The organism is Leptolyngbya sp. ST-U4, assembly GCF_039962215.1.
In the GTDB taxonomy this organism is placed as follows: Bacteria; Cyanobacteriota; Cyanobacteriia; order Elainellales; family Elainellaceae; genus Leptolyngbya_A.
In genome coordinates, this window is sequence record NZ_JAMPKZ010000001.1 from 978,048 (window position 1) to 1,000,247 (window position 22,200).

At 50.1% G+C, this 22,200-nt stretch carries 21 protein-coding genes and 1 pseudogene; 10 read left to right on the forward strand and 12 right to left on the reverse strand.

Annotation, left to right across the window (positions count from 1 at the left end; genetic code table 11):
* Nucleotides 1–141 precede the first annotated feature (141 nt).
* A complete protein-coding gene (hemC, locus tag NDA02_RS04245) occupies nucleotides 142–1,104 on the reverse strand; it encodes a hydroxymethylbilane synthase (protein WP_348254458.1) in 963 nt (320 codons plus the stop codon).
* Nucleotides 1,105–1,538: 434 nt separating this feature from the next.
* Here hemC and NDA02_RS04250 point away from each other — a divergent pair, with 434 nt between their 5' ends.
* Nucleotides 1,539–1,913 (forward strand): phage holin family protein, encoded by a 375-nt coding sequence (locus tag NDA02_RS04250; RefSeq protein ID WP_190791050.1) that lies wholly within the window; start codon nucleotides 1,539–1,541, stop codon nucleotides 1,911–1,913.
* A gap of 98 nt (nucleotides 1,914–2,011) precedes the next feature.
* Here the strand turns inward: NDA02_RS04250 and NDA02_RS04255 are convergent, their stop codons facing one another.
* Nucleotides 2,012–2,992, reverse strand: coding sequence for a DUF362 domain-containing protein (locus tag NDA02_RS04255; protein WP_190791051.1), 981 nt, complete (start codon nucleotides 2,990–2,992; stop codon nucleotides 2,012–2,014).
* 35 nt (nucleotides 2,993–3,027) lie between these two features.
* A complete protein-coding gene (locus NDA02_RS04260) occupies nucleotides 3,028–3,321 on the reverse strand; it encodes a hypothetical protein (RefSeq protein WP_190791052.1) in 294 nt (97 codons plus the stop codon).
* Between the two features lie 649 nt (nucleotides 3,322–3,970).
* On the opposite strand from NDA02_RS04260, the gene NDA02_RS04265 reads away from it, so the two are divergent.
* The gene (locus NDA02_RS04265) at nucleotides 3,971–4,630 is read left to right on the forward strand and encodes a sigma-70 family RNA polymerase sigma factor (protein ID WP_348248720.1); all 660 of its coding nucleotides are present in this window, start codon (nucleotides 3,971–3,973) and stop codon (nucleotides 4,628–4,630) included.
* 214 nt (nucleotides 4,631–4,844) lie between these two features.
* A complete protein-coding gene (locus tag NDA02_RS04270) occupies nucleotides 4,845–5,396 on the forward strand; it encodes a zf-HC2 domain-containing protein (RefSeq protein ID WP_190789597.1) in 552 nt (183 codons plus the stop codon).
* Nucleotides 5,397–5,408: 12 nt separating this feature from the next.
* On the opposite strand, the gene NDA02_RS04275 is transcribed toward NDA02_RS04270, so the two are convergent.
* The 3 genes from NDA02_RS04275 to NDA02_RS04285 form a co-directional block, all read right to left on the reverse strand.
* Nucleotides 5,409–5,822, reverse strand: a complete 414-nt coding sequence (locus NDA02_RS04275) for a gamma-glutamylcyclotransferase (protein WP_190789596.1) — start codon at nucleotides 5,820–5,822, stop codon at nucleotides 5,409–5,411.
* Nucleotides 5,823–6,580: 758 nt separating this feature from the next.
* Nucleotides 6,581–7,966: a heterodisulfide reductase-related iron-sulfur binding cluster gene (locus NDA02_RS04280; RefSeq protein WP_348247871.1), complete on the reverse strand. Its 1,386-nt coding sequence runs from the start codon at nucleotides 7,964–7,966 to the stop codon at nucleotides 6,581–6,583.
* A gap of 3 nt (nucleotides 7,967–7,969) precedes the next feature.
* Nucleotides 7,970–9,292 carry an FAD-binding oxidoreductase gene (locus NDA02_RS04285; RefSeq protein WP_190792479.1) on the reverse strand — a complete coding sequence of 441 codons (1,323 nt, stop codon included), beginning with the start codon at nucleotides 9,290–9,292 and terminating at the stop codon, nucleotides 7,970–7,972.
* A gap of 134 nt (nucleotides 9,293–9,426) precedes the next feature.
* Between NDA02_RS04285 and NDA02_RS04290 the strand changes: the two genes are divergently transcribed.
* The gene (locus tag NDA02_RS04290; RefSeq protein WP_242067394.1) at nucleotides 9,427–10,326 is read left to right on the forward strand and encodes an LPS biosynthesis glycosyltransferase; all 900 of its coding nucleotides are present in this window, start codon (nucleotides 9,427–9,429) and stop codon (nucleotides 10,324–10,326) included.
* A gap of 174 nt (nucleotides 10,327–10,500) precedes the next feature.
* Here NDA02_RS04290 and map read toward each other — a convergent pair.
* Together map and NDA02_RS04300 are read right to left on the reverse strand one after the other, a co-directional pair.
* Nucleotides 10,501–11,304, reverse strand: a pseudogene (map, locus tag NDA02_RS04295) (type I methionyl aminopeptidase); the annotation flags it as partial.
* 143 nt (nucleotides 11,305–11,447) lie between these two features.
* Complete coding sequence (locus NDA02_RS04300) at nucleotides 11,448–13,106, reverse strand: alpha-amylase family glycosyl hydrolase (protein WP_190792477.1); 1,659 nt, start codon at nucleotides 13,104–13,106, stop codon at nucleotides 11,448–11,450.
* A 356-nt stretch (nucleotides 13,107–13,462) separates the two neighbouring features.
* On the opposite strand from NDA02_RS04300, the gene NDA02_RS04305 reads away from it, so the two are divergent.
* From NDA02_RS04305 to NDA02_RS04325, 5 genes are all read left to right on the forward strand, one after another.
* Nucleotides 13,463–13,837 (forward strand): phage holin family protein, encoded by a 375-nt coding sequence (locus NDA02_RS04305; RefSeq protein ID WP_190792476.1) that lies wholly within the window; start codon nucleotides 13,463–13,465, stop codon nucleotides 13,835–13,837.
* Between the two features lie 268 nt (nucleotides 13,838–14,105).
* Complete coding sequence (locus tag NDA02_RS04310) at nucleotides 14,106–15,437, forward strand: hypothetical protein (protein ID WP_190792475.1); 1,332 nt, start codon at nucleotides 14,106–14,108, stop codon at nucleotides 15,435–15,437.
* A 90-nt stretch (nucleotides 15,438–15,527) separates the two neighbouring features.
* Complete coding sequence (locus NDA02_RS04315; RefSeq protein WP_190792474.1) at nucleotides 15,528–15,797, forward strand: GlsB/YeaQ/YmgE family stress response membrane protein; 270 nt, start codon at nucleotides 15,528–15,530, stop codon at nucleotides 15,795–15,797.
* A gap of 310 nt (nucleotides 15,798–16,107) precedes the next feature.
* Entirely contained in the window at nucleotides 16,108–16,983 is an 876-nt protein-coding gene (locus NDA02_RS04320; protein WP_190790097.1) for a TIGR02587 family membrane protein, read from the forward strand.
* On the forward strand, nucleotides 16,980–17,390 hold the full coding sequence (locus NDA02_RS04325) for a TIGR02588 family protein (RefSeq protein ID WP_190790096.1): 411 nt from the start codon (nucleotides 16,980–16,982) through the stop codon (nucleotides 17,388–17,390). The genes NDA02_RS04320 and NDA02_RS04325 overlap by 4 nt, the downstream gene beginning before the upstream one ends.
* Nucleotides 17,391–17,399: 9 nt before the next feature.
* On the opposite strand, the gene NDA02_RS04330 is transcribed toward NDA02_RS04325, so the two are convergent.
* The 3 genes from NDA02_RS04330 to NDA02_RS04340 form a co-directional block, all read right to left on the reverse strand.
* The gene (locus tag NDA02_RS04330; RefSeq protein ID WP_190790095.1) at nucleotides 17,400–18,629 is read right to left on the reverse strand and encodes a DUF445 family protein; all 1,230 of its coding nucleotides are present in this window, start codon (nucleotides 18,627–18,629) and stop codon (nucleotides 17,400–17,402) included.
* Between the two features lie 52 nt (nucleotides 18,630–18,681).
* Complete coding sequence (gene ubiE / locus NDA02_RS04335) at nucleotides 18,682–19,398, reverse strand: bifunctional demethylmenaquinone methyltransferase/2-methoxy-6-polyprenyl-1,4-benzoquinol methylase UbiE (protein WP_190790094.1); 717 nt, start codon at nucleotides 19,396–19,398, stop codon at nucleotides 18,682–18,684.
* 176 nt (nucleotides 19,399–19,574) lie between these two features.
* On the reverse strand, nucleotides 19,575–20,492 hold the full coding sequence (locus NDA02_RS04340) for a response regulator (protein ID WP_190790093.1): 918 nt from the start codon (nucleotides 20,490–20,492) through the stop codon (nucleotides 19,575–19,577).
* Between the two features lie 258 nt (nucleotides 20,493–20,750).
* Between NDA02_RS04340 and NDA02_RS04345 the strand changes: the two genes are divergently transcribed.
* Nucleotides 20,751–21,485, forward strand: a complete 735-nt coding sequence (locus NDA02_RS04345; protein WP_190790092.1) for a M15 family metallopeptidase — start codon at nucleotides 20,751–20,753, stop codon at nucleotides 21,483–21,485.
* Between the two features lie 141 nt (nucleotides 21,486–21,626).
* Here the strand turns inward: NDA02_RS04345 and NDA02_RS04350 are convergent, their stop codons facing one another.
* Nucleotides 21,627–22,118, reverse strand: a complete 492-nt coding sequence (locus NDA02_RS04350) for a hypothetical protein (RefSeq protein WP_190790091.1) — start codon at nucleotides 22,116–22,118, stop codon at nucleotides 21,627–21,629.
* Nucleotides 22,119–22,200: the final 82 nt, after the last annotated feature.

The following is a 22,200-nucleotide window of genomic DNA, read 5'->3' on the forward strand; positions in this document are numbered from 1 at the left end:
CTAACCTCCTCGGGAAAAAGAAGAATTGAAAAAGGAGAACCGAACCTGTTGAAAGCTCTCATACAGTAAAAGGTTCTTTAAAAACTCAAAGTCCCCCTTTTGGAGGGGGATTAAGGAGAATCTCAATTCTGCCGTTTAGGGTTAAGCCTCTGGACGAACCTCAGCAAAAATCTGCTGAAGAATTTCGGTCGCGCCCTGATCCCGAAGCTTATGAGCAAGCTGAATCCCGATCGCCTCCGCATCTGTGACTGCACCCGTTACGGTGTCTTTGATCAGGCGTTGTCCATCGACGCTAGCAACCATACCTGTTAGTGTCAGCGAATCGCCATTGAGAGTGGTGTTGACACCGATCGGAACCTGACACCCGCCTTCGAGTTCGCGTAGGAATGCCCGCTCCGCATAGCAGCGATAGGCTGTGGGCTGGTGTTGCAGAAGCTTCAGCAGATTCAGAATTTCCGGATCGTTGGTACGGCACTCAATTCCTAGCGCACCCTGGCCAACCGCATGAAGCGACACTTCTGAAGAGATGACCTGATGAACCCGATCGCCCATGCCCAAGCGCCGCAGTCCAGCAACCGCCAGGATAATGGCATCAAATTCGCCCGAATCCAGCTTTTGCAAGCGGGTATTCAGGTTGCCGCGAATGTCTTTGAACGCCAGGTGGGGGTAGTGATGGCGCAACTGTGCCAATCGCCGGAGGGAAGACGTTCCCACGACGGTTCCTTCGGGCAGCGTATCAAGCTGTTTGTCTTTAAACTTTTCATGCACCACAAGGGCATCTGCCGGATCTTCCCGTTCAGTGACGCAGCCCAGCATTAAGCCTTCGGGTAGACGAGTCGGCAAATCTTTAAGCGAGTGGACAGCAAAGTCGATGTCTCCGTTCAACATTCCGACTTCGAGTTCTTTCGTAAACAGTCCCTTATCGCCAATTTTGGACAGTGCCACGTCCAGGATTTTATCGCCCTGGGTACTCATGGTATGAACTTCAAAATTGCGATCACTAAATAGTCTCTGGAGTTCTGCTTGAACCCAGTGGGTTTGAACAAGGGCGAGCTGACTCTTGCGGGAGCCGATGCGAATGGAACGGGGAAGACTTGCAACCATTTTTGTAAAGGGTTATCTCGAAAGACTGCGAAATGTTAATAAAGGCAGGGCTTTTTCCGCCTAAATCAGCTTACCGCAGTGTGTACCCGATCGTGGGGGCAGAGTATCGAGAGGAAATTAGTTGTAACAAGGAGTTTGTATCCGATCGCTTGACAGCTTTTAATGTCTATTCTTTACTTAACTTGAAACTTTTTTCCTTTCATAAAGGCATGACAATCCGTTGGGTTGCTGTCATTGATTGCTTCACAAGCTTCGGAGGAGCCGTCGCGCTGAAGGGTTTTTTCGTTCAGCCCCTGCCCAAAGTTTGAGCAAAATCTGAAGTTTGAGTAAAATCTGAAGTTTGAGCAAAATCTGTATCAGTTCGGGTTTTTCTTTATCGATTCCGCTTGATTAACAATCAACAAAACATCAACAAAATAGGAGATAAGAACTCGATGAATTTCCTCATTCCCTTTCTGATTGGCGTTGCCGTCACCGCCATTAGCTTGCTGATTATTTCAAAGATTCCCTTTATCGGGGTCGAGGTCGATAATGTGGGCAAGGCTCTGACTGCGGGTGTCGTGTTTGGCGTGCTGAACTGGCTGCTGGGTTGGATTGCAGGTTCCACAATTCTAAATGTTTTGACGCTGGGCATTCTCTGGCTAGTTGTCAACACAATTGTTTTTGGTTTATCTGCAAAGCTCGTTGAAGGCTTCCGTTTGCGTTTGGGAATTTGGAGTGCAATTCTGGGAGCGATCGCCCTCACCATTGTCAATTCCATTTTGTTTAATATTCTGAGCAGCATTTTCCGGCTTGCCGTTCGCGCCTAGCGATCGTTACTCTTAGAGCTGAATTGACTGCAAGGCTAGCCTCGCTCACTTTCACACCGAAGGTAAGCGGGGCTTATTTAATCCATTTTTTTACAGTTCTAGCGTCCACCGTAAGCGGCGATCGGCTCCTTAATAAACCGAATATAGAAATGGCGAAACGTAGACTTCAGTACACGCGGCAGTCCGAAGTCGATCGGCATCAGTTTTTCGGGCAGCTTCCAGTCTGTGACGCGCAGTTCCGCAGGGGTGAGCGCAGGAAACTCAATTTGGTCTAAATCTGGACAAAAGCCCAGCCGTATCGAAGCTGCCACCGTTGGAATCATGGCGGGATCAGCACTCAGCACTTCCACTAACGCCCGATCGACTGCAAACACATTCGCCGATGCCGCTAAAACTCCAAGCGGTCGAGGTTCGCCACCGCTGGGTCCGTTGCCTTCGTGCCCAATAATGCCGTCCACGATCGTCAAATCAGGAGCAATTGCCCTTGCCGTTTCTGCCAGCATATTGCTAAACCGCACCCTGTCTTTTCCGGCTTCCATATGCCACCAAGCTTTCATCTTGCCAGGAACGCAGCCAAACAGATTTTTTACGCCCATGGTCAGGGTGAGCTGAACATGAGATTTAATTTTTGGCAGATTGATGACGACATCTGCCTCGATCGCCTCTTTGCTCAACAACAGGTGATTAAACTCCTTGCTCACCGTTTCGTAGCGTTGACCCTGAAAGTCGATAATCGATAGATTTAGCTCCTCCAAAATTGGTGCATAACCATTTGCCACAGCAACTCCCTTCGCGCTGCCAAATGCCGGACTGTCCCCTAAAAAAGGCTCACCCCCCGCTTCCTGCACCAGTTTTGCCACCCAGTAAACCACTTCTGGTCGAGTCGTACATTCCTTGCCCGGACGTGCCCCGGTCAGCAAGTTGGGCTTAAGCAGCACTCGATCGCCGGGTTTCACGAATGCACTCATTCCTCCTAATGGCTCTAGCAGGGCACGCAGAGCCGCTTCTAATGGCGATCGATCGTAGGACGCTGCCCGAACCAGACTAACGGTTGCTTTGTGAGGCTGCTGATTAGACATCGTATTGCTCCTAAGGGTGGGTTGTAGAAGACCTGCTAGCGCGATCGATTTAAAGCCGTCACTCGCTCCACGTCTGAGAAAATACCTTCTCCCTGAAGCTGAGCAAGGGTGGGCTTCACTTCAACTTTGGTCACGTTTGCAATATTGATCATGACCGTTTGCTCTGGCAAGTTCAAAATCCACCAATCGCGCTGGAGCAAGTGCCGCACTTCGAGCTGTAGCCCCTGCGGAGTCGTATTGTCGATCGACTCGAACAAGTTAAACGACTCGGTGTGACCGTTGAGGTAGTGGAAGGTGATTTGAGTTGTCGTGGTGTTTTGGCTGTGCATAGAGAGGGGTGAGTTGGGGATGAGGGATCAGGGGAGGGAAGGGGGAAACTTAATCTTTGTGAGACAGTTTTCTTTGTGAGACAGTTTTTTGATTGGCACTCTCGCTATGCTGAGGCGATCGATTGAGGAATCGTTGGGATCAAGGGATTTCTTAGGGTTTGGTGCATTCCGCCCAAAGGTATCTGTTTCGGGAACTTGGTACGGGGGAAAAATCGTCCTTTCTCTTCAAGTTAATTCTTTCGCTTCAATTACAAATTTCTATAGAGAGACCTTGTTCCCGCACTGAGTTTTCCATATAATGAATGTTCAGAAACTTCTGAAACTTCAGAAGGTTAGATAAGAAGTATTCAAGAATTCTTCAGGGTCAACCCCTCAAGGCGGCATCCTAACAGGGCAGCATACTGCTAGCAACGTTCAAGCCCTTCTAAATCTTTAGAATTAGTTGGCTTTCAACGTTCAAAGTTTTCTAAAACTTCCGAATAAGCGGATCTCAGTAATCGTGCCAACCAAGGCTCAGACAGTTTAAGAACCTAAGAACCTCCAGCCCAGAGCGAACGCATTGCTTATTCACCTTCAATTAACATTGGGGAACATCTCACAAATGACAGCGTCACATCATACTGGAATCCCACAGAGCCGAGTTCTGTCCATGAGTAGCGAATCTCTTCCTGTGTCCTGGTCAGCGGTTGAGGCAATTGCCCCCCAGGCTGCTATGCCAGTTGAAAAACTGTCTAACTTCGACCTAATTTTGCAATGCCAGGAAGGTCTACGTCCTGGAAAAGCTGTCTTCGCTGAACTGATTCGTCGCTATCACTCCCATGTCGAAAAGGTGCTTTATCACCTTGCCCCTGACTGGACTGATCGGGCAGACTTGTCTCAGGAAGTGTGGATTCGGGTCTACCGGAATATTAAGCGGCTTCAGGAACCCGGAAAGTTTCGGGGCTGGCTGAGCCGGATCGCGACCAATCTATTTTACGACGAGCTGCGAAAGCGGAAGCGGGTTAATGCGCCTTTGTCATTAGATGCACCGCTTAGCGTAGAAGACGGAGAAATGGATTGGGAGATTGCCTCAGACGATCCGGGCCCGGCAGAGCAACTGGCAACGCAGGAATTTTACGATCAGCTCCGGTCAGCAATTGCTGACCTACCGGAAGTCTTTCGGACTACGATCGTCCTGCGTGAGATTGAAGGCATGGCATATGAGGAAATCGCCGAAATCACAGGCGTTACCCTCGGAACCGTCAAATCTCGCATTGCCAGAGCGCGACAACGCCTCCAGTCTCAGCTTCAGGGCTATTTGGAGGACTAGTTGCCTCAGCTAGCGGTCTAAAGAAACTGTAAAGAAACTGTGATGCTCTTTACGATGCATGACATTCTGTTTCGCTACAGTCTATTTATTGATGTCACTCACCCGATCGCTAGCCTGTAATAGAGGTAGCTGTTTAGCGTAGTATCCTGCTGATGGGTGCAATATTTGAGGCTGAATAGCTTGGTTCTCGTACTAACTGCTTGAGACGCTGAAAATGTCTAACTTTGACGAATTCGATCGCTTAAATCCCCACCCTAAACAGGGACAAAACCCTGAGCCACTGCCGTCTGTTATAAGCGATAACCTGACAAAGCGCGATCGATTTGAGCTGTTAAGTGCCTATCTGGACGGAGAAGTCACTGCTACAGAACGCCGTCAGATCGAAGCATGGCTGAAAACTGACTACAAAACACAGCAGTTGTACGCCCGCCTGCTGAAGCTGCGCCAGGGTCTACGCGCGCTGCCGATGCCCCCTTCCGAGCAGCCCGTAGAACAAGTCGTTCAGCAGGTTTCTGCGAAGCTGCACCGCACTCCGAAGCGGCTTATTTGGGGCGGACTGGCATTCGCCGCGCTGGTTGTGGGTTCTGTGGTCGGCACACTGCCCCGCGAGTTTGGCTCACCCCAGATGGCAAACGCCCCTCAAAATTCTGAGCGGGCAATTCCCCAAGATGGCTTGATGATCGCGCTCGATCGCCCGGTGATTGAAATCCCCAAAGCAGCCGTTTCTAGCCCTAATCCGGCAATGAAGCAAAGTACGCTGCAATAAACGGGCAGTGAATTAGGAACAGTGGTCGATCGAGTTTCGATGCCAGCTTCCTTCAGGTAAAATCACTCCTCCCAGACGTTCAGCCTGCTCCTGGGTCATCTCATAGACCCACGCCCAGCCCAACGGCTGCTGATGCAGGTCAAACGTCTGGATTTCTTTGCGCTGATATTCGTTTTGCTCGATCGGGCGATCGGGCATATAGTCTTCGAGTTGATCCAGCAAGTTCAGCACTTCTAGATCTTCAAAGGTAAACACATATCCCCGAACTGGATGATTGCCGGGAACGATCGCCGGATAGCCCATCGGCAAATCATAAAGCTGAGCGTAGACGATCGCTTCCTGCATTGCCGTGAGATAGGCAGCACAGTAGCGATCGAAGTATTGTTCTCCCGGCTTCAGGCTTCCGTACACAAAGACTTGCAGCATTGTCTTGGATCGTTAGCTTGTGCTGCTATTTTAATAGTTTGCTATTTGCTGCTGGATCGCAGCCCCTATTTTGCTGTCAAAGTCTAGGGGCATTGATGGTTGTGACGATAGGATATGAACGCTCCCTAGGCCTTGCCAAATACGCTTGAAAAGCCGCAGTATCTTCTCGATGAGTCAGGAAAATAACGCCTCAACTCCTGGTATGACATTGCCGCATAATCCACTGAACTCATCACAGCACCTCCCCAGTTGGAGCCACTTCGAACTCAACTTCCTCGTTTTGCCCTGCTAAAACATACAGATTTTGGGTTCAATCGTCGATACAAACAAGACGAATGGGTTAAAGCATCGAGTAGGTCAAATAGTAGCTAATTCGATACAAGCATCCCAACTGTACAGTCGTTGGCATTCCACTCTTTAAGGAAGATTTCTTTAGTATAGCTAGCTCTATTTGTCCGCTCGAATGCTATAAACCACTTGTGGTTAACTGTTTTATGTCTCGTCCTTCACTTTGAGGGGCAAATCATCGCCCTGAATTGCCTTATCAATCGATCGCCCACAGGCAAGCACTTCCTTAAATGCGAGTTCATCCTTAAAAGACTCGGTGATAGATTAGAGCCAGTTATTCGATTAAAGTTATTCGCTTAAGAAGTTGCAGCCTGTTTCTGCAACTCAGCGATCGCCCTTTCTACTGCTGCAAGCCGTTCTTCTAAAGAAATAGGTAACTCACCACCGGAATTTAAGGATTAACTATTTATTCAGCATCTTGTATCAGCCGCTTGTAAAGGAATACCGCGAATTGAGAGATCCAGTAGCGCGATCGGGTGAAACAACGACATCGTTTTACCCTGTAATTCCAAATGTTTTAGGATTTGTAGCGAGCAGCCCGGATTAGAAGAAGCGATCAGACTGGCTCCCGTGTTGAGAAGATTTCGCACCTTTTGCTGACCCAGTTCTTCCGCCACTTCTGGCTGGAGCATATTGTAAACGCCTGCACTACCGCAGCAAAGGGCTGCATCGATCGGCTCTTTCAAAGTTACACCCGGAATTTGCCGCAGGAGTTGGCGAGGCTGGAGGCTGATCTTTTGTCCGTGGAGCAGGTGACAGGCATCCTGATAGACGATTGCTAGAGGTTCGCTTTGCAAGGGGGAGAGTTTGGCAGTTAAGCCGATCGCCCACAAAAATTCCTGTACATCTTTGACTTTGGCAGAAAATGCTTTCGCCTTCTCACGATACGCTGGGTCGTCCTGCAACAGGTGTCCGTAGTCCTTCAGCGTGTGACCACATCCCGCAGCGTTAATGATGATTGCATCGACTCCCGTATCCTCGAAGCTGTCGATCATCTGGCGGGCAAGTGCCTGGGCATCGGCTTCCTGTCCCTGGTGGTGGGGGAGTGCGGCACAGCAACCCTGAGATTTGGGAATCACCACTTCGCAGCCGTTCGCAGTCAGGACTCTGGCAGTGGCTTCGTTCACGTCGCTAAAAAACAATCGCTGCACACAGCCGAGAATCATGCCCACCCGATACCGCTTTTCGCCCTTCGCCGGAACGATCGTCGGCAAATTGTCCTGGAAAGATTTCACTGTCACTTCGGGCAACAGCGTTTCCATTGCCGCCAGCCGGGGAGAGAATTTTTTCAGCAACCCCGTTGCCCGCACCAACTGAGGCATTCCCAGTTTCTGATAGAGCATCAGGGGAGCCAGCAGCATTCTCAGGCGATCGGGATGGGGGAAAAAGGTGAACAGAAGTTGACGGAAAAGACGATCACCCAAACTGCGGGAATAGTTGCGCTCAATCTGGGGACGGGTCGCGGCAATCAGCTTGTCGTACTGTACGCCCGATGGACAGGTGGTGACGCAGGCAAGGCAGCCCAGACAGGAATCGAAGTGCTGCACCGTTGCCTCGTTCAGGGGAGCCCGACCCTCGTTGATTGCATCCATCAGATAAATGCGTCCGCGCGGCGAGTCCATCTCTTTGCCGATCACGCGATAGCTGGGGCAGGTGGAGAGGCAAAAGCCACAGTGAACGCAGGCATCGATTAGCTTGGGATCGGGCGGATGCTGCGCGTCAAAGTTTTTTTCTGAGGGAGCCAGAGCAGACTCAGGACTATAGGACGTATCAGGAATTCTGTATTCTGTGGTCATGGGTTAAATTCCACCGACGAACCGACCGGAACTGAAAAGGAATTGCGGGTCAAACTGTTGCTTAATGCGACGCATCAGATCCAACGAAGAACCAGAACTGCCCCACACATCGATCGCTTGTTTAAGAGCCAGAGGAGCCGCCTGCACTGAGAGAAAGCCACCCTGTGCCTGGCAGATCGATCGCAGCTTCAGCAGCGCATCGAGGGTGATCGATTCAAACCGCAAAACGCCTAAACCACTTCCGGCGTGAATCTGAGCAACTGTCATATCAGCACCGATCTGGCTGAACTGCGCCAACGTCTGGACTGCTTGAGCGGGTAACACTCCTATTTTGCAGGTTACGGTAGACGGTTGGGGGTCAGTTTCGATTCTTTCTCGTAATTGTTGCCACAGAGCCATTTCATCATCGCCGGATTGCACCGTTACCGCTAAACCCAGATTCTGTTCCAGGGCAAAAAGCTGCTCCGTTTGTTTCTTGATACTGACTTCGATCGTCTGAAAGCGACTCATCAGTCCCACGCCTTCCCCCAGTCCCAAGGCTCCTACTGTGCGGTCATCAATGAGATCGATCGCGCTCGGAGTCAAGCTAGACGCAAGCAGAGTGGAGGCTGCCTGAGCAATCGCCGCTGAATTCCCTGTGAGAACCACTGTTTGAGAAGCGGCAGGTAAGGGATAAATGCGGAAGGTAATCTGGCTAATCATACCGAGCGTTCCGTAAGAACCCGTGAGCAGCTTCATCAGGTCGTAGCCCGCAACGTTTTTCACGACCCGTCCGCCTGCTTTTGCCACCTGGCCATCCGATCGTATAAAAGAAATGCCGATCACCATATCCCGGACGCTGTTGTATCGCTGGCGCAGTGAGCCTGTATCTCCGGTTGCCACAATACCGCCGACCGTTGCTTGGCCTGGATAGGCAGGATCGATCGCGAGAAGCTGTCCTTCTTTCCCCAGGATTGCCCGAAGGTCTGCCAGCCGCATTCCTGCTTCTACGGTAACGGTGAGATCGCCAATGGCATGTTCGATCAGGCGATTCATCCGAGCGGTGCTGATCACTAAATTAATTCCGCCCGCCAGTCCGCCCCAGTGCAGCTTGCTGCCACTTCCGCAGGGGAACACTCGCCAGCGATTTTGTGCCGCGCAGGCTATGAGTTCGGCAAGCTGTTCCTGCGTTTCAGGATAGGCAATACAGTCAATTTGAGTGCTGGGAGTGACTGCCTGGGAAATTTGCGATCGAAGCATCAGATCAGCCGCATCCCACGAAACGACTCCCCCTGCACCGAGAATGCGTTCAACCGATTGGGCAAGACTTGGGGCGATCGAACTCATGGCAACTCATCAGCGTCCAGACGACTCTTCCCCACTCTATCAGGAGGCGAGGCGAATCCCGTGAAAATTCTCAGGCGGGCAACCCTTGTGCCTGGATAGACTGCGGACAATTATTTTTAGATGCAGTGCAGCTTATGCAATACATTACAGCCAGCAGTATCACAGCCAGCAGTCTCGAGTTAAAACCATCACCCCAGTCGTCAATTAGCTCGTCCATTCAGCCGCTGAATCAGGCGATCGGACAAGCCTTGATCATTGCCTACCGCGAAAATACCGATCGACTGGAAGCAGTTCTCACCTTCCTGGGATTTGACTGTGAAGTGCTGCGACAAAACGATAGCCCTGAATATCAGGATTGTGCTGCGACCTATCGCTGTATGCTGAACCATCAGCACGCCTGGAAGCAAGCCGCCCAGTCCGATCGCCCGACGCTGATTGTTGAAGCAGATTTTGTGCCTGTGGTAGGCATGGGGAACTTGCCGCTTCCATTTAATTTAGAGCAGCCAAACGTCGGCATCTGCTGGCTTTATACCTGTGCGCCTCAGGTATATTCCCTCTCGACAGACGGCTATGCCGAAGGATTTTCGACGGGACTGGTCGCTTATATTCTCACCCCAGAAGGGGCAGCAACGCTTTGCGGACTGGCCGATCAGGTCACCGAGAAGCAGGGCACAGGCTACTGTACCTTCGACTCTAATATCGAGAAATATCTGCGAATTCGCGGCTTTAAAAACTACATCGCCTATCGTAACTATGGCGAACATGGAGGACGATCGAATCCTGAACATCAGCAGAACGGGATGAGCGGCATTCATCGAGCCGATGTGTTAGCCGGAAAACTGGCATTTCTGCCCGATTACGCAGGCACAAGCTCAAATCGCTACTGGCATTTTTATCAGGCACGCCTTTATGCTCGGCTCAAGGGCATCGGACGGCTGCTCACCGGGCGATTTCTGCGCTGGAAACTCCTGAGATACAGCAAAACACCCGATCGACTGCTAAAGTTTGCGATCGGGCGACAGATTGTTTTCTAGAAAACTCCAGGAAACGGAGCAGTGCACTACTGCTACATCTCGCCTCCTAGTGCCACCCGGTCTGGAAGAAACTGAGCTGGATTCAGCATTCAAACTTCTCCAGTTTTGGGAGTCTAGGAGGCTACTCAAGCTGGAACCCTCACAGAAATTGACTTGTTTCTCTACAGTCGCTTCCTAAGCCGGAACTAAAGCGGGCGGTAGCGTGAGAATGTCTACGCCGTCTTCAGTCACTGCCACCGTGTGTTCAAACTGGGCAGATAACTTGCGATCGATCGTCACAGCAGTCCATTTGTCCCCTAGCACTTCAATTTCCCAGGTTCCTTCGTTGATCATGGGTTCGATCGTAAAGACCATGCCGGGACGGAGCTTTTTGCCTTTGCCGCGTGTGCCGTAATGGGGAATCTGCGGAGCGGTGTGAAAGGTGCGCCCGACTCCATGCCCAACAAAATCTCGCACCACCGAGAAGCCCTGAGACTCGGCATATTCCTGAATCGCTGCGCCAATGTCACCAATTTTCGCGTTGGGTTTGACTTCGCGGATTCCGCGCCATAAGCATTCTTCCGTCACTTCGACCAGCTTACGAGCGATCGGGGAAGGAGTGCCCACAAAAAAGGTTTTCGACGTATCGCCGTGATAACCGTCCACCAGGGGCGTGACATCGATATTAATAATGTCACCATCCCGTAAAATCTGCTTGATGTTGGGGATGCCGTGACAGACTACTTCATTCACACTCGTACAGATCGATCGCGGAAAGGGATTGCTACTGCCGTTCGGATAGCCCAAAGGCGCGCTTTTTGCCCCTCGCTTTTGCGTCCATTCTTCTGCCGCGTCGTTGAGTTCCTGAGTCGTGACTCCGGGCTTTACCATTGGCTCCAGATATGCCAGCAGCTCAGCTGCCGTTTGCCCCGCCTGTCGCATCTTTTCGATCTCCCGACTGGACATAAGGACGATCGGTTCGTTATCCATGAATTCCTGCCGCTGCTTTAAGGTCTCTTTTCTCTACTCTAGCGGTTTCAGAAATTAGACACAAACGGAAAAGGCAATGCAAAGTAGGATTATTCTTTCTCGCCAACTCATTTCACGCAGCAGTGCAGCTTTACTAATTTGATTTGTGAACCCTAGTGCCAGACAAACACTTGCGCCTCGTATTCGCCGAGGTCGATCGTCAACAAACCATTCTTGGCTTCAATGTCGTAGTTTTTCGTCCATTCGTGCCACATTCCATCTTCAGGAAAATGGGAAATTTGGTAACCTGCGAGAAACTGATCGGAGAGGTTGACGACGACGACAATCCGTGAGCCTTCTTCGTTCCAGCGCACATAGGCAAAAACCTTGGCATCAGGATTTCCGTGAAAGAAATCAATGTTGGTTGTATGCAGGGCGCGGTTGTTTTTCCGCAGCGCGATCAATCCCTGATAGTACTTAAACAAACCCAGATTCTCTTCGTTTTTCAACAGCGTCCAGTCCAGTTTGGCGGGGTCGGTTGTTTTCAGTTTGTATTCACCAAACTCTTCGCCCATCCAGAGCATTGGCACACCTACAGAAGTCATCACCAGCACTGCACCCAGCTTGCGGCGACGAAAGGCTGCTTCGCCTAAAATTCCTCGATCGCCAAAATCTGCCATCACGTGATTGTGATCGTGGTTTGACAGATAGTGAATTACGTTCGTCACGCCCAGAAAACCCTGACGTTTGGGATCGATCGCATCCTTCAGCCGTTCCAGGTCGAACATATCGCCGAGAATATGGGGCAGGACGGTGTGGTAAAAGCTGTCGTGCCAGCAGCCATCCATCGGACCATCTACATTGGTAATCGCAGGATTTTCAGGAATGTATTCGGCAATGTTGTAAAACGGTTTCGCGCCTGCGGTTTGCTTGGCTTCCTGCACAATCCAGTGCAAGAAGTCAAAGTTAGCAATTTGACGGGCAGCATCATATCGAATGCCATCCAGGTGATACTCGGATACCCAATAGCGCACAGTATCACCGACAAAGCGACGCGCCGGATAGGTTTGCAGGTTTTCGTCGTAATGCTCGTAGTTGAACTCTGGTCCCCAATTGAACTCTGCGTCTTTGGGATCGTGGTGATACCAGTAGTCGTGATCGATTTGGGTTAGGGGAGATGATGACTCGGAGTGGTTATAAATTCCGTCCATGATGACGCGAATTCCGCGAGCGTGGCATTCGTCAATCATCTGCTTCAGTTCTGCGGTTGTGCCGTAGCTTGTCTCAGGGGCGAAGAAGTGGCGCGGATTGTAGCCCCAGCTATAGCTCCCCGGATATTCCTTTACAGGCATTAGCTCGATCGCATTAATTCCCAATTCACACAAATAGTCGAGCTTTTCGATGACGTGCTTGTATTTACCACGCGGATAGGGATCATCTTCGCCGCCTGAAAAATCGGCAATGTGCATCTCATAAATCACCAGTTCGTGATCGGCGGGCAGCGGGCGATCGTCATATTGCCACACATATGTATCAACAATTCGCTCACCGTCTTTGACATGAGCAATGCTGTTTTCCTCTGCACTCATGCCGTTAATATCAGTTGCGTAAGGGTCAGTGACAGTAACCCACTGATCCGGCTCAAAAAACCAGGACCTTGACTGCACTTTAAACTTGTATTCATACGACCCGTCCTTCAGATCAACAGTGACGCGAAAATAGCCGTCATCCCCCTTCTGCATCGGGATTTCTTGCCAATCTGAAAAAGACCCAATCAGCGCAGCCCCATTGTTATACGGAGCAAAAAGTTTGAATTCAATAGGGCTTGCCATATAGTTCCTGAGCAAAAGTGCATTGTTTTTAATAAGAGCATTTTCCGGGAAGAAATTTATTTCTGTAAATCCAGCGAAAGAGATAAGACTTCGAGCAGAGAGTTTTCCGGCTAGGGTGGCTTGAGCGAGATCTGTCCTACTGTAGAGGGCGAACGATTTTTCTTCACGCAAAATGGAAAGCAAGATAAAGCCGATCGAGTCAGCAGGGGCTTTTATCTGCGTTCTGTTTTTATCTTCTGCACTGCAACAAAGCGCGTTTCGTTTGGTGCAGCAACTTATGTTTAGCGCAGCAAATCATTAGTTCATTTGAAGCGAACGTTAAATCGAATTGTTGAAGCAAATTTGAGGAAGATTTTATGTTGGGAGCTTTTTTTACAACTTTAGCGACCGCACTAAGCCTGTTAGTTGTTGATCTGGTTGTGCCTGGTGTTGATCTTGACAACTTTGTTGCCGCAATGGTGGCAGCTGTGGCGATCGGGTTTGTGAATGCGGTGATTCGTCCGATTATTGCTACCCTCTCTTTGCCGATTAACTTCCTGACGCTCGGTGCGTTTTCTCTGGTGGTTAACGGACTGTGCCTCTGGTTGGCAGCCGCCTTTGTCCCTGGTTTCTCGGTTCACGGTTTGCTGGGGCTCATTCTGGCTCCGGTAATTCTCTCCTTTGTGAACACATTCCTGAGCAAGTATTTTGCAGAGCGCAATCCGAATCTGGATCTCAAGAGTCAGGCTTAATGCTGACGGATTCGGAACGCAGCAAGACAGATTGGTGAATGCGATAGCATGGCACTCAGTTTCCTGAGTGCCTTTTTTGTTTCTCATTTTGTCTCTCAAAATTTCTCTTGCCTGCAATCTATCCCAGGAGGTTTGACGATCGCCCTTGAACTCCATATGTTTGGAGACGGTAGTCGCAGGCTATTTAAGGATTACTGCTTGGGAGTTACTTGAGGATTGCTGTCTGAGCATCACTGTTTAAAGATCACCACTGTTTGAGGATCACATTGTGGATAGCATTTTGCAGCGTGCTGGTGAATTAAAGCAGGCTCTTTCAGATTATGTACTTGATGCTGAAGGAGACCTTGCAACTGCGCTAGAGGCATTCAGTGCAGAACAAATGAAGCGATCGAAACAGCAAGATATGCACCAGCGCAGTCTAGTGATCGATCGATTTATTGCAGAAGGCTATGCCGGCGATAAAACGCCGATTGATTTATTCATCCAGGACGAAGCTGAGCTTTCGGAAGACGATCGGCAACTCGTTCAACATTGGCGACGCGGCTTTGTGGGGGTGTTTGCAATTCAGCACGTCCATGACGATGGCTTTTTATTAATGAACTGGCTCACTGCTAAAGTTTATCGAGTTTATTTCACGCCGATTGATCATCCTGCCAAAATGCAGCGACTTAAAGAAGGCGAAATTATCCTTACTCAAATTGCGCCTGTTACTCGTGAGGGCTGGATGTTTTTTAGTCCTCCGGTACAGATGGGAAAACTAGGCAAGCCCAAACTTGCAGTCGCGATCGGCAACTTCAAAGACAATTATAAAAACCATTTATATAGCGATGCTCCAGATCTATTAGCCGAAGCCTGGAAATCGGTTGAGAAATATCATCAAGAATTCACCGACTTTTTTGGTGCGGCTGAAATTACAATGCCGGGCTATCAGCTTAATAAAAAGTTAGCTGAGTTTCAGGAAGTCATAACGCAAAGGCGACTTACCGACGCTGGAATTGATGATTCTAAGAGCCTGGAAGAATTAACGGCTGAAGCGGGCGTGACTCAGGAAGAAATTGCAGAAGCCGCAACCTCAATGGGGGCAGATGCAAAGGAAGTTGCCCAATTTTTTGACGGCAAGGGCAAAGCCAAAATGGTTACTCCAAAAGTCGATTTGCCCGATCGCCTGAAAAAAGCAGAACAAGTGACGGTTTTAACGCATCCGCGCTGGGGACAGGTTTTTCTACCGACCTACCATCAGTTTTGCAGCCTGCTAGAGGCAGAAGATTGGACAGCAATTCCTAACGGTCAGGATTTAGTGAATCGCTATTTGCGCGATCCTGAAGTTCCAGCTTTTGTCTGGTATCATCTTGCGCAGCTCTATCCAAAGCAATTAGAGATTGTGCTGCGATCGGCACTCGACCGTCCTCAACTTAACCTTGAAACAGATTTGGTTAACTTGTTACAGGAATTTGATAAATCGATCGAAACAGAGCTGCCAGAAATTGCCAGTGTTCCTATTCATCTGCACAACCTTTTTCAAGAAGCAATTCAGGAGCTAAGCAAAGAAAAAAGTAAAGAAAAGCCTAAGGGAAAACGCAAAATTGGAGCTGGATTTTAGCGACAGTTTTATACCCTACGGCAGAAAAGAAATCTGGAGCAACTTGATAATCTAAGAATAGAAAGCTTGTGATGACATAGAGGTTGAATCATGAATATTCTTGCTTGGATTTTGTTAGGTCTATTAGCTGGTGCAATTGCAAAGGCAATTTATCCCGGCAATCAGGGCGGCGGTATTTTCGGCACGATTATCCTGGGGATTATTGGTGCTTTTGTTGGTGGTAGCCTTTACGCCCTGCTCACGACTGGATCGCTTTCCCTTACCGCAGCAGGTCTGAGCATTCCTGGTCTGATTGTTGCAATTATTGGAGCGATCGTTGCCCTGTTCATCTGGGGTTTGCTGACCCGTCGTGCGGTATAAGCAGTCATCAAGCAACAAATTCACTGTTGTTTGTCTGGTCGATGTAAAGCAGCTTCCTAGGGAAGCGATCGGCTTTTAGTTCATTCGCAAATTGCACGAGTATCTCAAGTTTGTCGAGTTGTCTAATTGTTTCTGCTTAGGGTTCAGCTCTCATCACTCTGGTGAGAACTGGACCCTATAATTTTATTGGTTTAAGTTGACTTGAATGGATTTAGGCGATATCAGAAGCGATATCAAATTTGATTAATCATTGATTATTTTGATTTGTTTGTTTATTCATCCGTTTTAAAAGGCAGAGGCTTAACAAATCGTGAGACGTTTAACGCTTCCCAGTTGGCAAGAGTGGCGATCGGAATTAGCGGATGTCGTGCGGGGATTGGCAGGAGGATTTTTATTTGGCATTCCCCTGATATACACGATGGAAGTGTGGTGGATCGGATCTTATGCCGATGCAGGTGGACTGCTAGGGGTGCTGGCATCGACGTATGTGATCGTGTTTTTGCTCAACAGAACTGATGGATTTCGGCAGCAGTATCCTGACCAGATACGGAAAGCTTTGACAGACAGCGTTGAAGCCTTGGCGATCGGCATTGTTTGCGTAACCTGGGTGCTGATTTTGCTTCAAGAAATCACCTGGGATACGTCGGTGAATGAGGCAGTTGGCAAGATTGTGTTTGAAAGTGTTCCATTTGCGATCGGCGTAGGGCTGGCGCGATCGATTTTGCAGGGCAATCGGGGTGGGAACGATGAAGAAAACGATTCAGGGCAGCCACCTCGTTCTCAAGGCTCTAACTCAACCCTGACTGATATTGGAGCCACGCTAATCGGCAGTATTTTTATTGGGTTTAGTATTGCTCCGACCGATGAAGTGCCGATGCTGGCGGCAGCAATTTCTCCTCCCTGGCTGCTGGTGGTGATTGGCATGTCGCTGCTGGTATCCTACTGTATTGTGTTCGCGGCAGGCTTTACAACTCAGAAGCGCAGGCTTCAAGAGGGAGGGTTATTTCAGCGTCCATTCACTGAAACGATCGTCTCCTACCTGCTTTCCCTCAGTACGGCTGCCATCATGCTTTACTTTTTTCATCGGCTCGATTTTAGCGACCCCTGGAATTCCTGGCTGGAGCAGACCTTGCTATTAGGACTTCCAGCTACGATCGGCGGCGCAGCAGGACGAATTGCAATATGAAAAACACGATTAGACCCAAACCCCAAGCCCAGCGACGAATTTCGGCTGAGCAGGTTACGTTTACAATCGCCTGCCTGATCCTGGGGACAATCATCAGTCTGGTACTGCTAGCATGGGCAACCGAGAAAGATATCCCTCCAGTGCTATCGGTGCAAACTCAGCTTGGAGAAGTGCGCGAAGCAGCGGGACAGTTTTATGTGCCTTATCAAGTCACCAATACAGGCGGCAAAACTGCTGAATCAGTCCAGGTGATGGGAGAGCTAGAAATCAACGGCGTGACCGAATCTGGGGATCAAACAATCGACTTTCTCTCCAGGAATGAAGTGGAAGAGGGCGCGTTTGTCTTTAGCCGCGATCCGCGTCAGGGGGAGTTGAGCATTCGCATTGCCAGCTACAAACTGCCTTAGCAGTCCTTGCTATCGAACCAGCAGTAAACCCACCTGGAGCAACCCGATCACAAAGCCGAGAACGCCGCCCAAATTCACAATCGCCTGCAATTCATTTTTCACAATGCCCTGAATTGCCAGCTCCAGGTCGGCGGCAGAAGTCGATTTGACGCGATCGATAATGACCTGATCGATATTGAGAATCGGAATAACCTGAGCCACCAGCGATTCGAGATCGCGTTCCAGATAGCGTTCCAGAATCAGTGCTAGTTCATAGCTGATGGGATGCAGCGAGCTGGAAACGACTTCCGAAGTGCGCAGGCGAGTCAGCAGCAGGTTGGCAACTTCGTTCCAATCAATCGAATCACTCATGCCCTGAAGCAGATCTGAGCCTTTGTCCTGAAGATACAGCCGGATCTCATCACGCATAGTTTTGCGGATTTGGCGCACGGTGGCGACGGGCAGGTTTTGCAGAGACAGGTTTTGCAGCATTTCCTTTAGCCGATCGCGTACCCCCAGCGATTGAACCAGTTCATCGAGCCGCACGTTGCTGCTTTCTCGCTCATCCAGGCAGTAAGTTCGCAACCGGGTCAGCGCGTTTCGCACCCCAAACAGGTTTGCCACCACCCAGTACGTGCCGCTTGTCTTTTCCCGAAAGCCTTCATCGATCACTCTAATATTGCGATCGGTGAGAAAATCAACAATCAACTGCCGCAGCACATCCGGCGGAATGACAGATTGCAGGAGCCAGTCGGCAACTTGTTCTGCCTGGGGTTCAGTTAGCCGCAGTTCCAGCAACACCTGGTCAAAAAGCTGATTGAGCTGCGCTTCTAAAAAGTCTTCTTGCCGCGCCAGCACTTTGACCACTCTGGGCAAAGACTGACCTACCAGGTCGTGCAGCACGTTTGCCACGATCGCCGCCGCTTTTTCCTGGTTTCTGTCCTGCACCTGATCAAGCGCGAGTTTCAGTAGCCACTCGATCGCTCCCTGAATCCGCTCGGTTTGCAGCAACTTACGAGCCAGATTTTGCAGTTCTTCTGGTGTCAGCAGCGATCCCATAATCGTATCGGCAATTCGCTTTGCCAGCCGTTCCTGGTTACTGGGAATCAGCCCCGGCGTAAACGGCAGCTTGCGTCCCCCCAAATATAACGGCCGATAGGGACGAAACAGCATCTTGATTGCCAGATCGTTGGTGAAGTAACCAATTACACCACCGACGATCGGGGGAGCAGCCAGAGTCCAGAGGGTTGTGAAGTCCACAGTCGGAAAAAGAAGGGGTAGGTAAAGGGGGATAGATCTTGAAGATAAAATCTTATTTCGTTGCAACGAGAACACCCATCATGCCACTGGCGATCGGATAGTGAACTGCATGGCAAAATCCGGCAGCTTTGGCAAGCGCAACCTGCTCAGACCCAAGCGGAAAGCGATCGAGGCTGGGATTGATGTAGGCATACTCGTCACGTAAGCCAAACTGGGCTGCCGCCGGAACCACGAGATGATCCAGATACCACTGCTGAAAAGTTCGCATCGTCGAGTTGCCAGCGCGATGAAAGTCCAGAATGGCAACTTTTGCCCCCGGTTTCAGCACTCGGTACAGTTCGCTCAAGCTTTTGGGAATATCCGTGACGTTTCGTAATCCGTAGCCCATTGTCGCTGCATCAAACGTTTCTGCTTCGAAGGGTAAATCGAGCGCATCACCTTCCTGCCAGACGATCGGTGCAGTGCGACTGCTGAGAACGGTTTTTTGATGGGCGATCTCAAGCTGGGCGCAGGCAAAATCCACGCCATAGACCTTTCCCATTCCGCCCACCTGCCGCGCAAGCAACCGAGCCAAGTCGCCACTACCGCAGCATACATCAAGGCAGCGATCGCCCACCTGCGCATCGCTCCATTTAACCGTCATTTGTTTCCAGACACGATGCAGCCCCAAACTCAGCCAGTCGTTGAGCTGGTCATATGCCGGGGCAATGCGATCGAACAAGGCGCGAACGTCTTGTGCAGGGGGCGGGGCGGGGGAAGGCGAAGTCACAGCGATGCAAAAATAACTACTCCTTGATCCTACACAGGAAGACTGGCTGCAAGCACAGTGAACCGCAACCGATAAACCCTACCTTTAACGGTGGAAAACCGAAGGAGAGACAAAGCCTCAGCCTTCGGTACAAAGAGCACGATAAAATCAGGAAAAAATTAAGCAGGAAAAGTTAGCTAGCAGGGCGAAGCACAGGTGAGGATAATGCCAACGAGCGTAGAAACCGCTTCTAGCAGCGTCAGATGATGGGGCTGGAGTGGGTAAGACTGCTGCCATTGAAGCGAAAGAACTGCCAAAACTTCATCGGATACCCGCTCCTTGGGCAGAACTGGAATTACCAGACGCAGCGGCACATCTGCTGTTTTGTCATTAGCAATTTGCAGGCTCTGCGTCTCGATTGCTGCCTGAACTAACGGATCATCGACCAGCTCATCCTGGGCTGCGGCAAGGTCTGACTCTTCCAGGCAATACACTCCGGCGGTGCTGAGCGTCTTCTGTTTAATTCGCTGCAAAACACAGCGATCGGCAGATAGCACACGACCACAGGCGGCAGCAACCCGCTGAAGATACTCCTGATGAGTCGAAGACTGCCCAATTTGAGCGATCTGAGTGAGCAGTGCTGTTTGAGCCTGTACCCAATGCAGTGCCTCAGTTCGCTGCTTGAGCTGCTCATAAGCCTCGGTTGCCCGATAAACGACCTGCTTGAGTTCCTCTGGTTCCCAGGGTTTGGTGATGTAGCGGTAGACCTGTCCAGAGTTGATTGCTTCAACCAGATCTTCAATATCCGTGAATCCAGTGAGAATAATCCGCATTGTGTCGGGAAACTGAGGCGTGGTACGGCTCAAAAACTCAGTCCCCTTCATTTCTGGCATTCGCTGGTCAGAAATAATCACAGCAACTTCACCCTGCTGCGCCAAAATCTCAAGAGCAACAACGCCGCTTTCTGCGCGTAGAACTTCGTACTCGCGTCGAAAGGTTCGATACAGCAGATCTAAATTATCGGGTTCGTCATCGACCACCAGCATCCTGGGTTTCTTCGATTGCTTCAGGCTCATGATTGCATGGTAAGCGTCAGGGGAAATTAGATTCGTCATAGGGCATGATCCGGGAGCGCAAGTTAGTTGCTTGCTTAACGCGAGGAGAGCTGGTTTAGGCTTACTGTAACAATCAGTTTTAGTTGGTGCACTGCGTAGATCTGCGGGATTCATGCAAGGAGGTTTACGATCGCTTCAACCCCTCGGTAATTTCTACAGGGGCTCACCGTTGCTCACTGTTAATTACCGTTACTTACTCCTGCTCACTGCCGCTCACTGTTAATTATTTTTAATTAACGCTGCTTACTGTTAATCGCCATGAAGCCCTATCAGCAAATTCCTATTCTTGAATGCGGCGAACCGCTCTTGCCAATTCCAATCGAAGCGTTTGCACTAGAGCAGCCCCATGCTTACATCAAGCTGGGTGCGCCCTACGGCAATAAGTCACCCTACTTTTTACGACAGGGTGTATTAAAGCAACTGCATCAGGCACAGACTTTGCTGCAAACGCTGCGGCCTGGCTGGCGAATTCAGATTTTTGATGCCTATCGTCCGATCGCGGTGCAGCAGTTTATGGTGGACTATACCTTTACCGCAACCCTGGCAGAACGCGGATTAACGCTTGCCCAACTCACCAAATCAGAGCAAGCCAAAATCTGGCAGGAAGTGTATCAATTTTGGGCAGTTCCCAGTGCGAACTCTGCCATGCCGCCACCTCATAGCACCGGAGCTGCGATCGATGTCACGCTGGTCGATGAGATGGGGCAAACGGTAGACATGGGTTCTGCGATCGATGAGCTGTCGCCGCGCTCCTATCCCAATCATTTTGCCGATATCGCAGTCTGGCAAGCCCGCAGTCCTGACGTGACTCTAGAAACAGCGGCTCGATTTCACGCCCATCGTCAGCTTTTGCAGCAGGTCATGGGAGAAGCAGGATTTTTGCAGCATCCTAACGAGTGGTGGCACTTCTCCTGGGGCGATCAACTCTGGGCATGGCAAATGCAGCAGGCTAATCCAAGGCGATCGTGGGCTGCCTGCTATGGCAGAGTTTGAGTTTGCTGTTCGTTTCAAAATTCCCCAAGTTTGAGGGATTTAGTTTGAGGGATTTAGTTTGAGGGATTTAAGGAGCAATGCAGGATTTCCGCGCCCTCAGCATCCTCTTAACAAACTCTTACAAATCGCCTACTGAATTCACTATTGAGGATTGGCACAATAGCGATTCACTTCTTCGACGAGCGGAGCTTCTTTGTCGGTCGCTGTTTTAAGTGAGTTAAAGGCTTGCTGAGCCGCCTGAGAATTGCTTGCAGTTGCACTAGAGACTAGTTCACGAGTTGCACCGCTAATTTCGGAATACATCGCGACAAAGCGAGATTTAAACTCGGTCAAACGCTGATCGCCAAATTCTAAAGCTTCCATTTCTCCCCGCGCTTGGTCTGCTGCTGCCGCAATTCGGTTCATCGCTCCGACGTTATTTGCAGGATTTGTCGTGGAATTGCCAGCATCGGGAGAAGCAGCCGTGCTCTGGGTGACGGACTGCACCTGAGCAACCGCCTCGTTCGCAACGCTAATGAGCTGATTACACTGAGAAACTTTTCCTTCGCTACAGCTTATGACTAAAAAAGCAACGGCAGCGATCGTCAAAGTCAACCAGATGCCCCTCCGCAAACGAAACAGAGAACAAACCATATCTACTTCCCCTAGACGGTTAAGAAACAGCAAGCACAACTTGCACTAATTTTGCAACAGTCTAGCTGTATTGCTCAGTATA

Coding starts and splice junctions, on each gene's coding strand:
- NDA02_RS04300 (WP_190792477.1), bottom strand. CDS start 13,106: ATGGCAAGCCCTATTGAATTCAAACTTTTTGCTCCGTATAACAATGGG.
- NDA02_RS04255 (WP_190791051.1), bottom strand. CDS start 2,992: ATGTCTAATCAGCAGCCTCACAAAGCAACCGTTAGTCTGGTTCGGGCA.
- NDA02_RS04265 (WP_348248720.1), top strand. CDS start 3,971: ATGAGTAGCGAATCTCTTCCTGTGTCCTGGTCAGCGGTTGAGGCAATT.
- NDA02_RS04350 (WP_190790091.1), bottom strand. CDS start 22,118: ATGGTTTGTTCTCTGTTTCGTTTGCGGAGGGGCATCTGGTTGACTTTG.
- NDA02_RS04270 (WP_190789597.1), top strand. CDS start 4,845: ATGTCTAACTTTGACGAATTCGATCGCTTAAATCCCCACCCTAAACAG.
- NDA02_RS04340 (WP_190790093.1), bottom strand. CDS start 20,492: ATGACGAATCTAATTTCCCCTGACGCTTACCATGCAATCATGAGCCTG.
- hemC (WP_348254458.1), bottom strand. CDS start 1,104: ATGGTTGCAAGTCTTCCCCGTTCCATTCGCATCGGCTCCCGCAAGAGT.
- NDA02_RS04250 (WP_190791050.1), top strand. CDS start 1,539: ATGAATTTCCTCATTCCCTTTCTGATTGGCGTTGCCGTCACCGCCATT.
- NDA02_RS04315 (WP_190792474.1), top strand. CDS start 15,528: ATGAATATTCTTGCTTGGATTTTGTTAGGTCTATTAGCTGGTGCAATT.
- NDA02_RS04325 (WP_190790096.1), top strand. CDS start 16,980: ATGAAAAACACGATTAGACCCAAACCCCAAGCCCAGCGACGAATTTCG.
- NDA02_RS04305 (WP_190792476.1), top strand. CDS start 13,463: ATGTTGGGAGCTTTTTTTACAACTTTAGCGACCGCACTAAGCCTGTTA.
- NDA02_RS04260 (WP_190791052.1), bottom strand. CDS start 3,321: ATGCACAGCCAAAACACCACGACAACTCAAATCACCTTCCACTACCTC.
- NDA02_RS04345 (WP_190790092.1), top strand. CDS start 20,751: ATGAAGCCCTATCAGCAAATTCCTATTCTTGAATGCGGCGAACCGCTC.
- NDA02_RS04280 (WP_348247871.1), bottom strand. CDS start 7,966: ATGACCACAGAATACAGAATTCCTGATACGTCCTATAGTCCTGAGTCT.
- NDA02_RS04275 (WP_190789596.1), bottom strand. CDS start 5,822: ATGCTGCAAGTCTTTGTGTACGGAAGCCTGAAGCCGGGAGAACAATAC.
- NDA02_RS04290 (WP_242067394.1), top strand. CDS start 9,427: ATGCAATACATTACAGCCAGCAGTATCACAGCCAGCAGTCTCGAGTTA.
- NDA02_RS04285 (WP_190792479.1), bottom strand. CDS start 9,292: ATGAGTTCGATCGCCCCAAGTCTTGCCCAATCGGTTGAACGCATTCTC.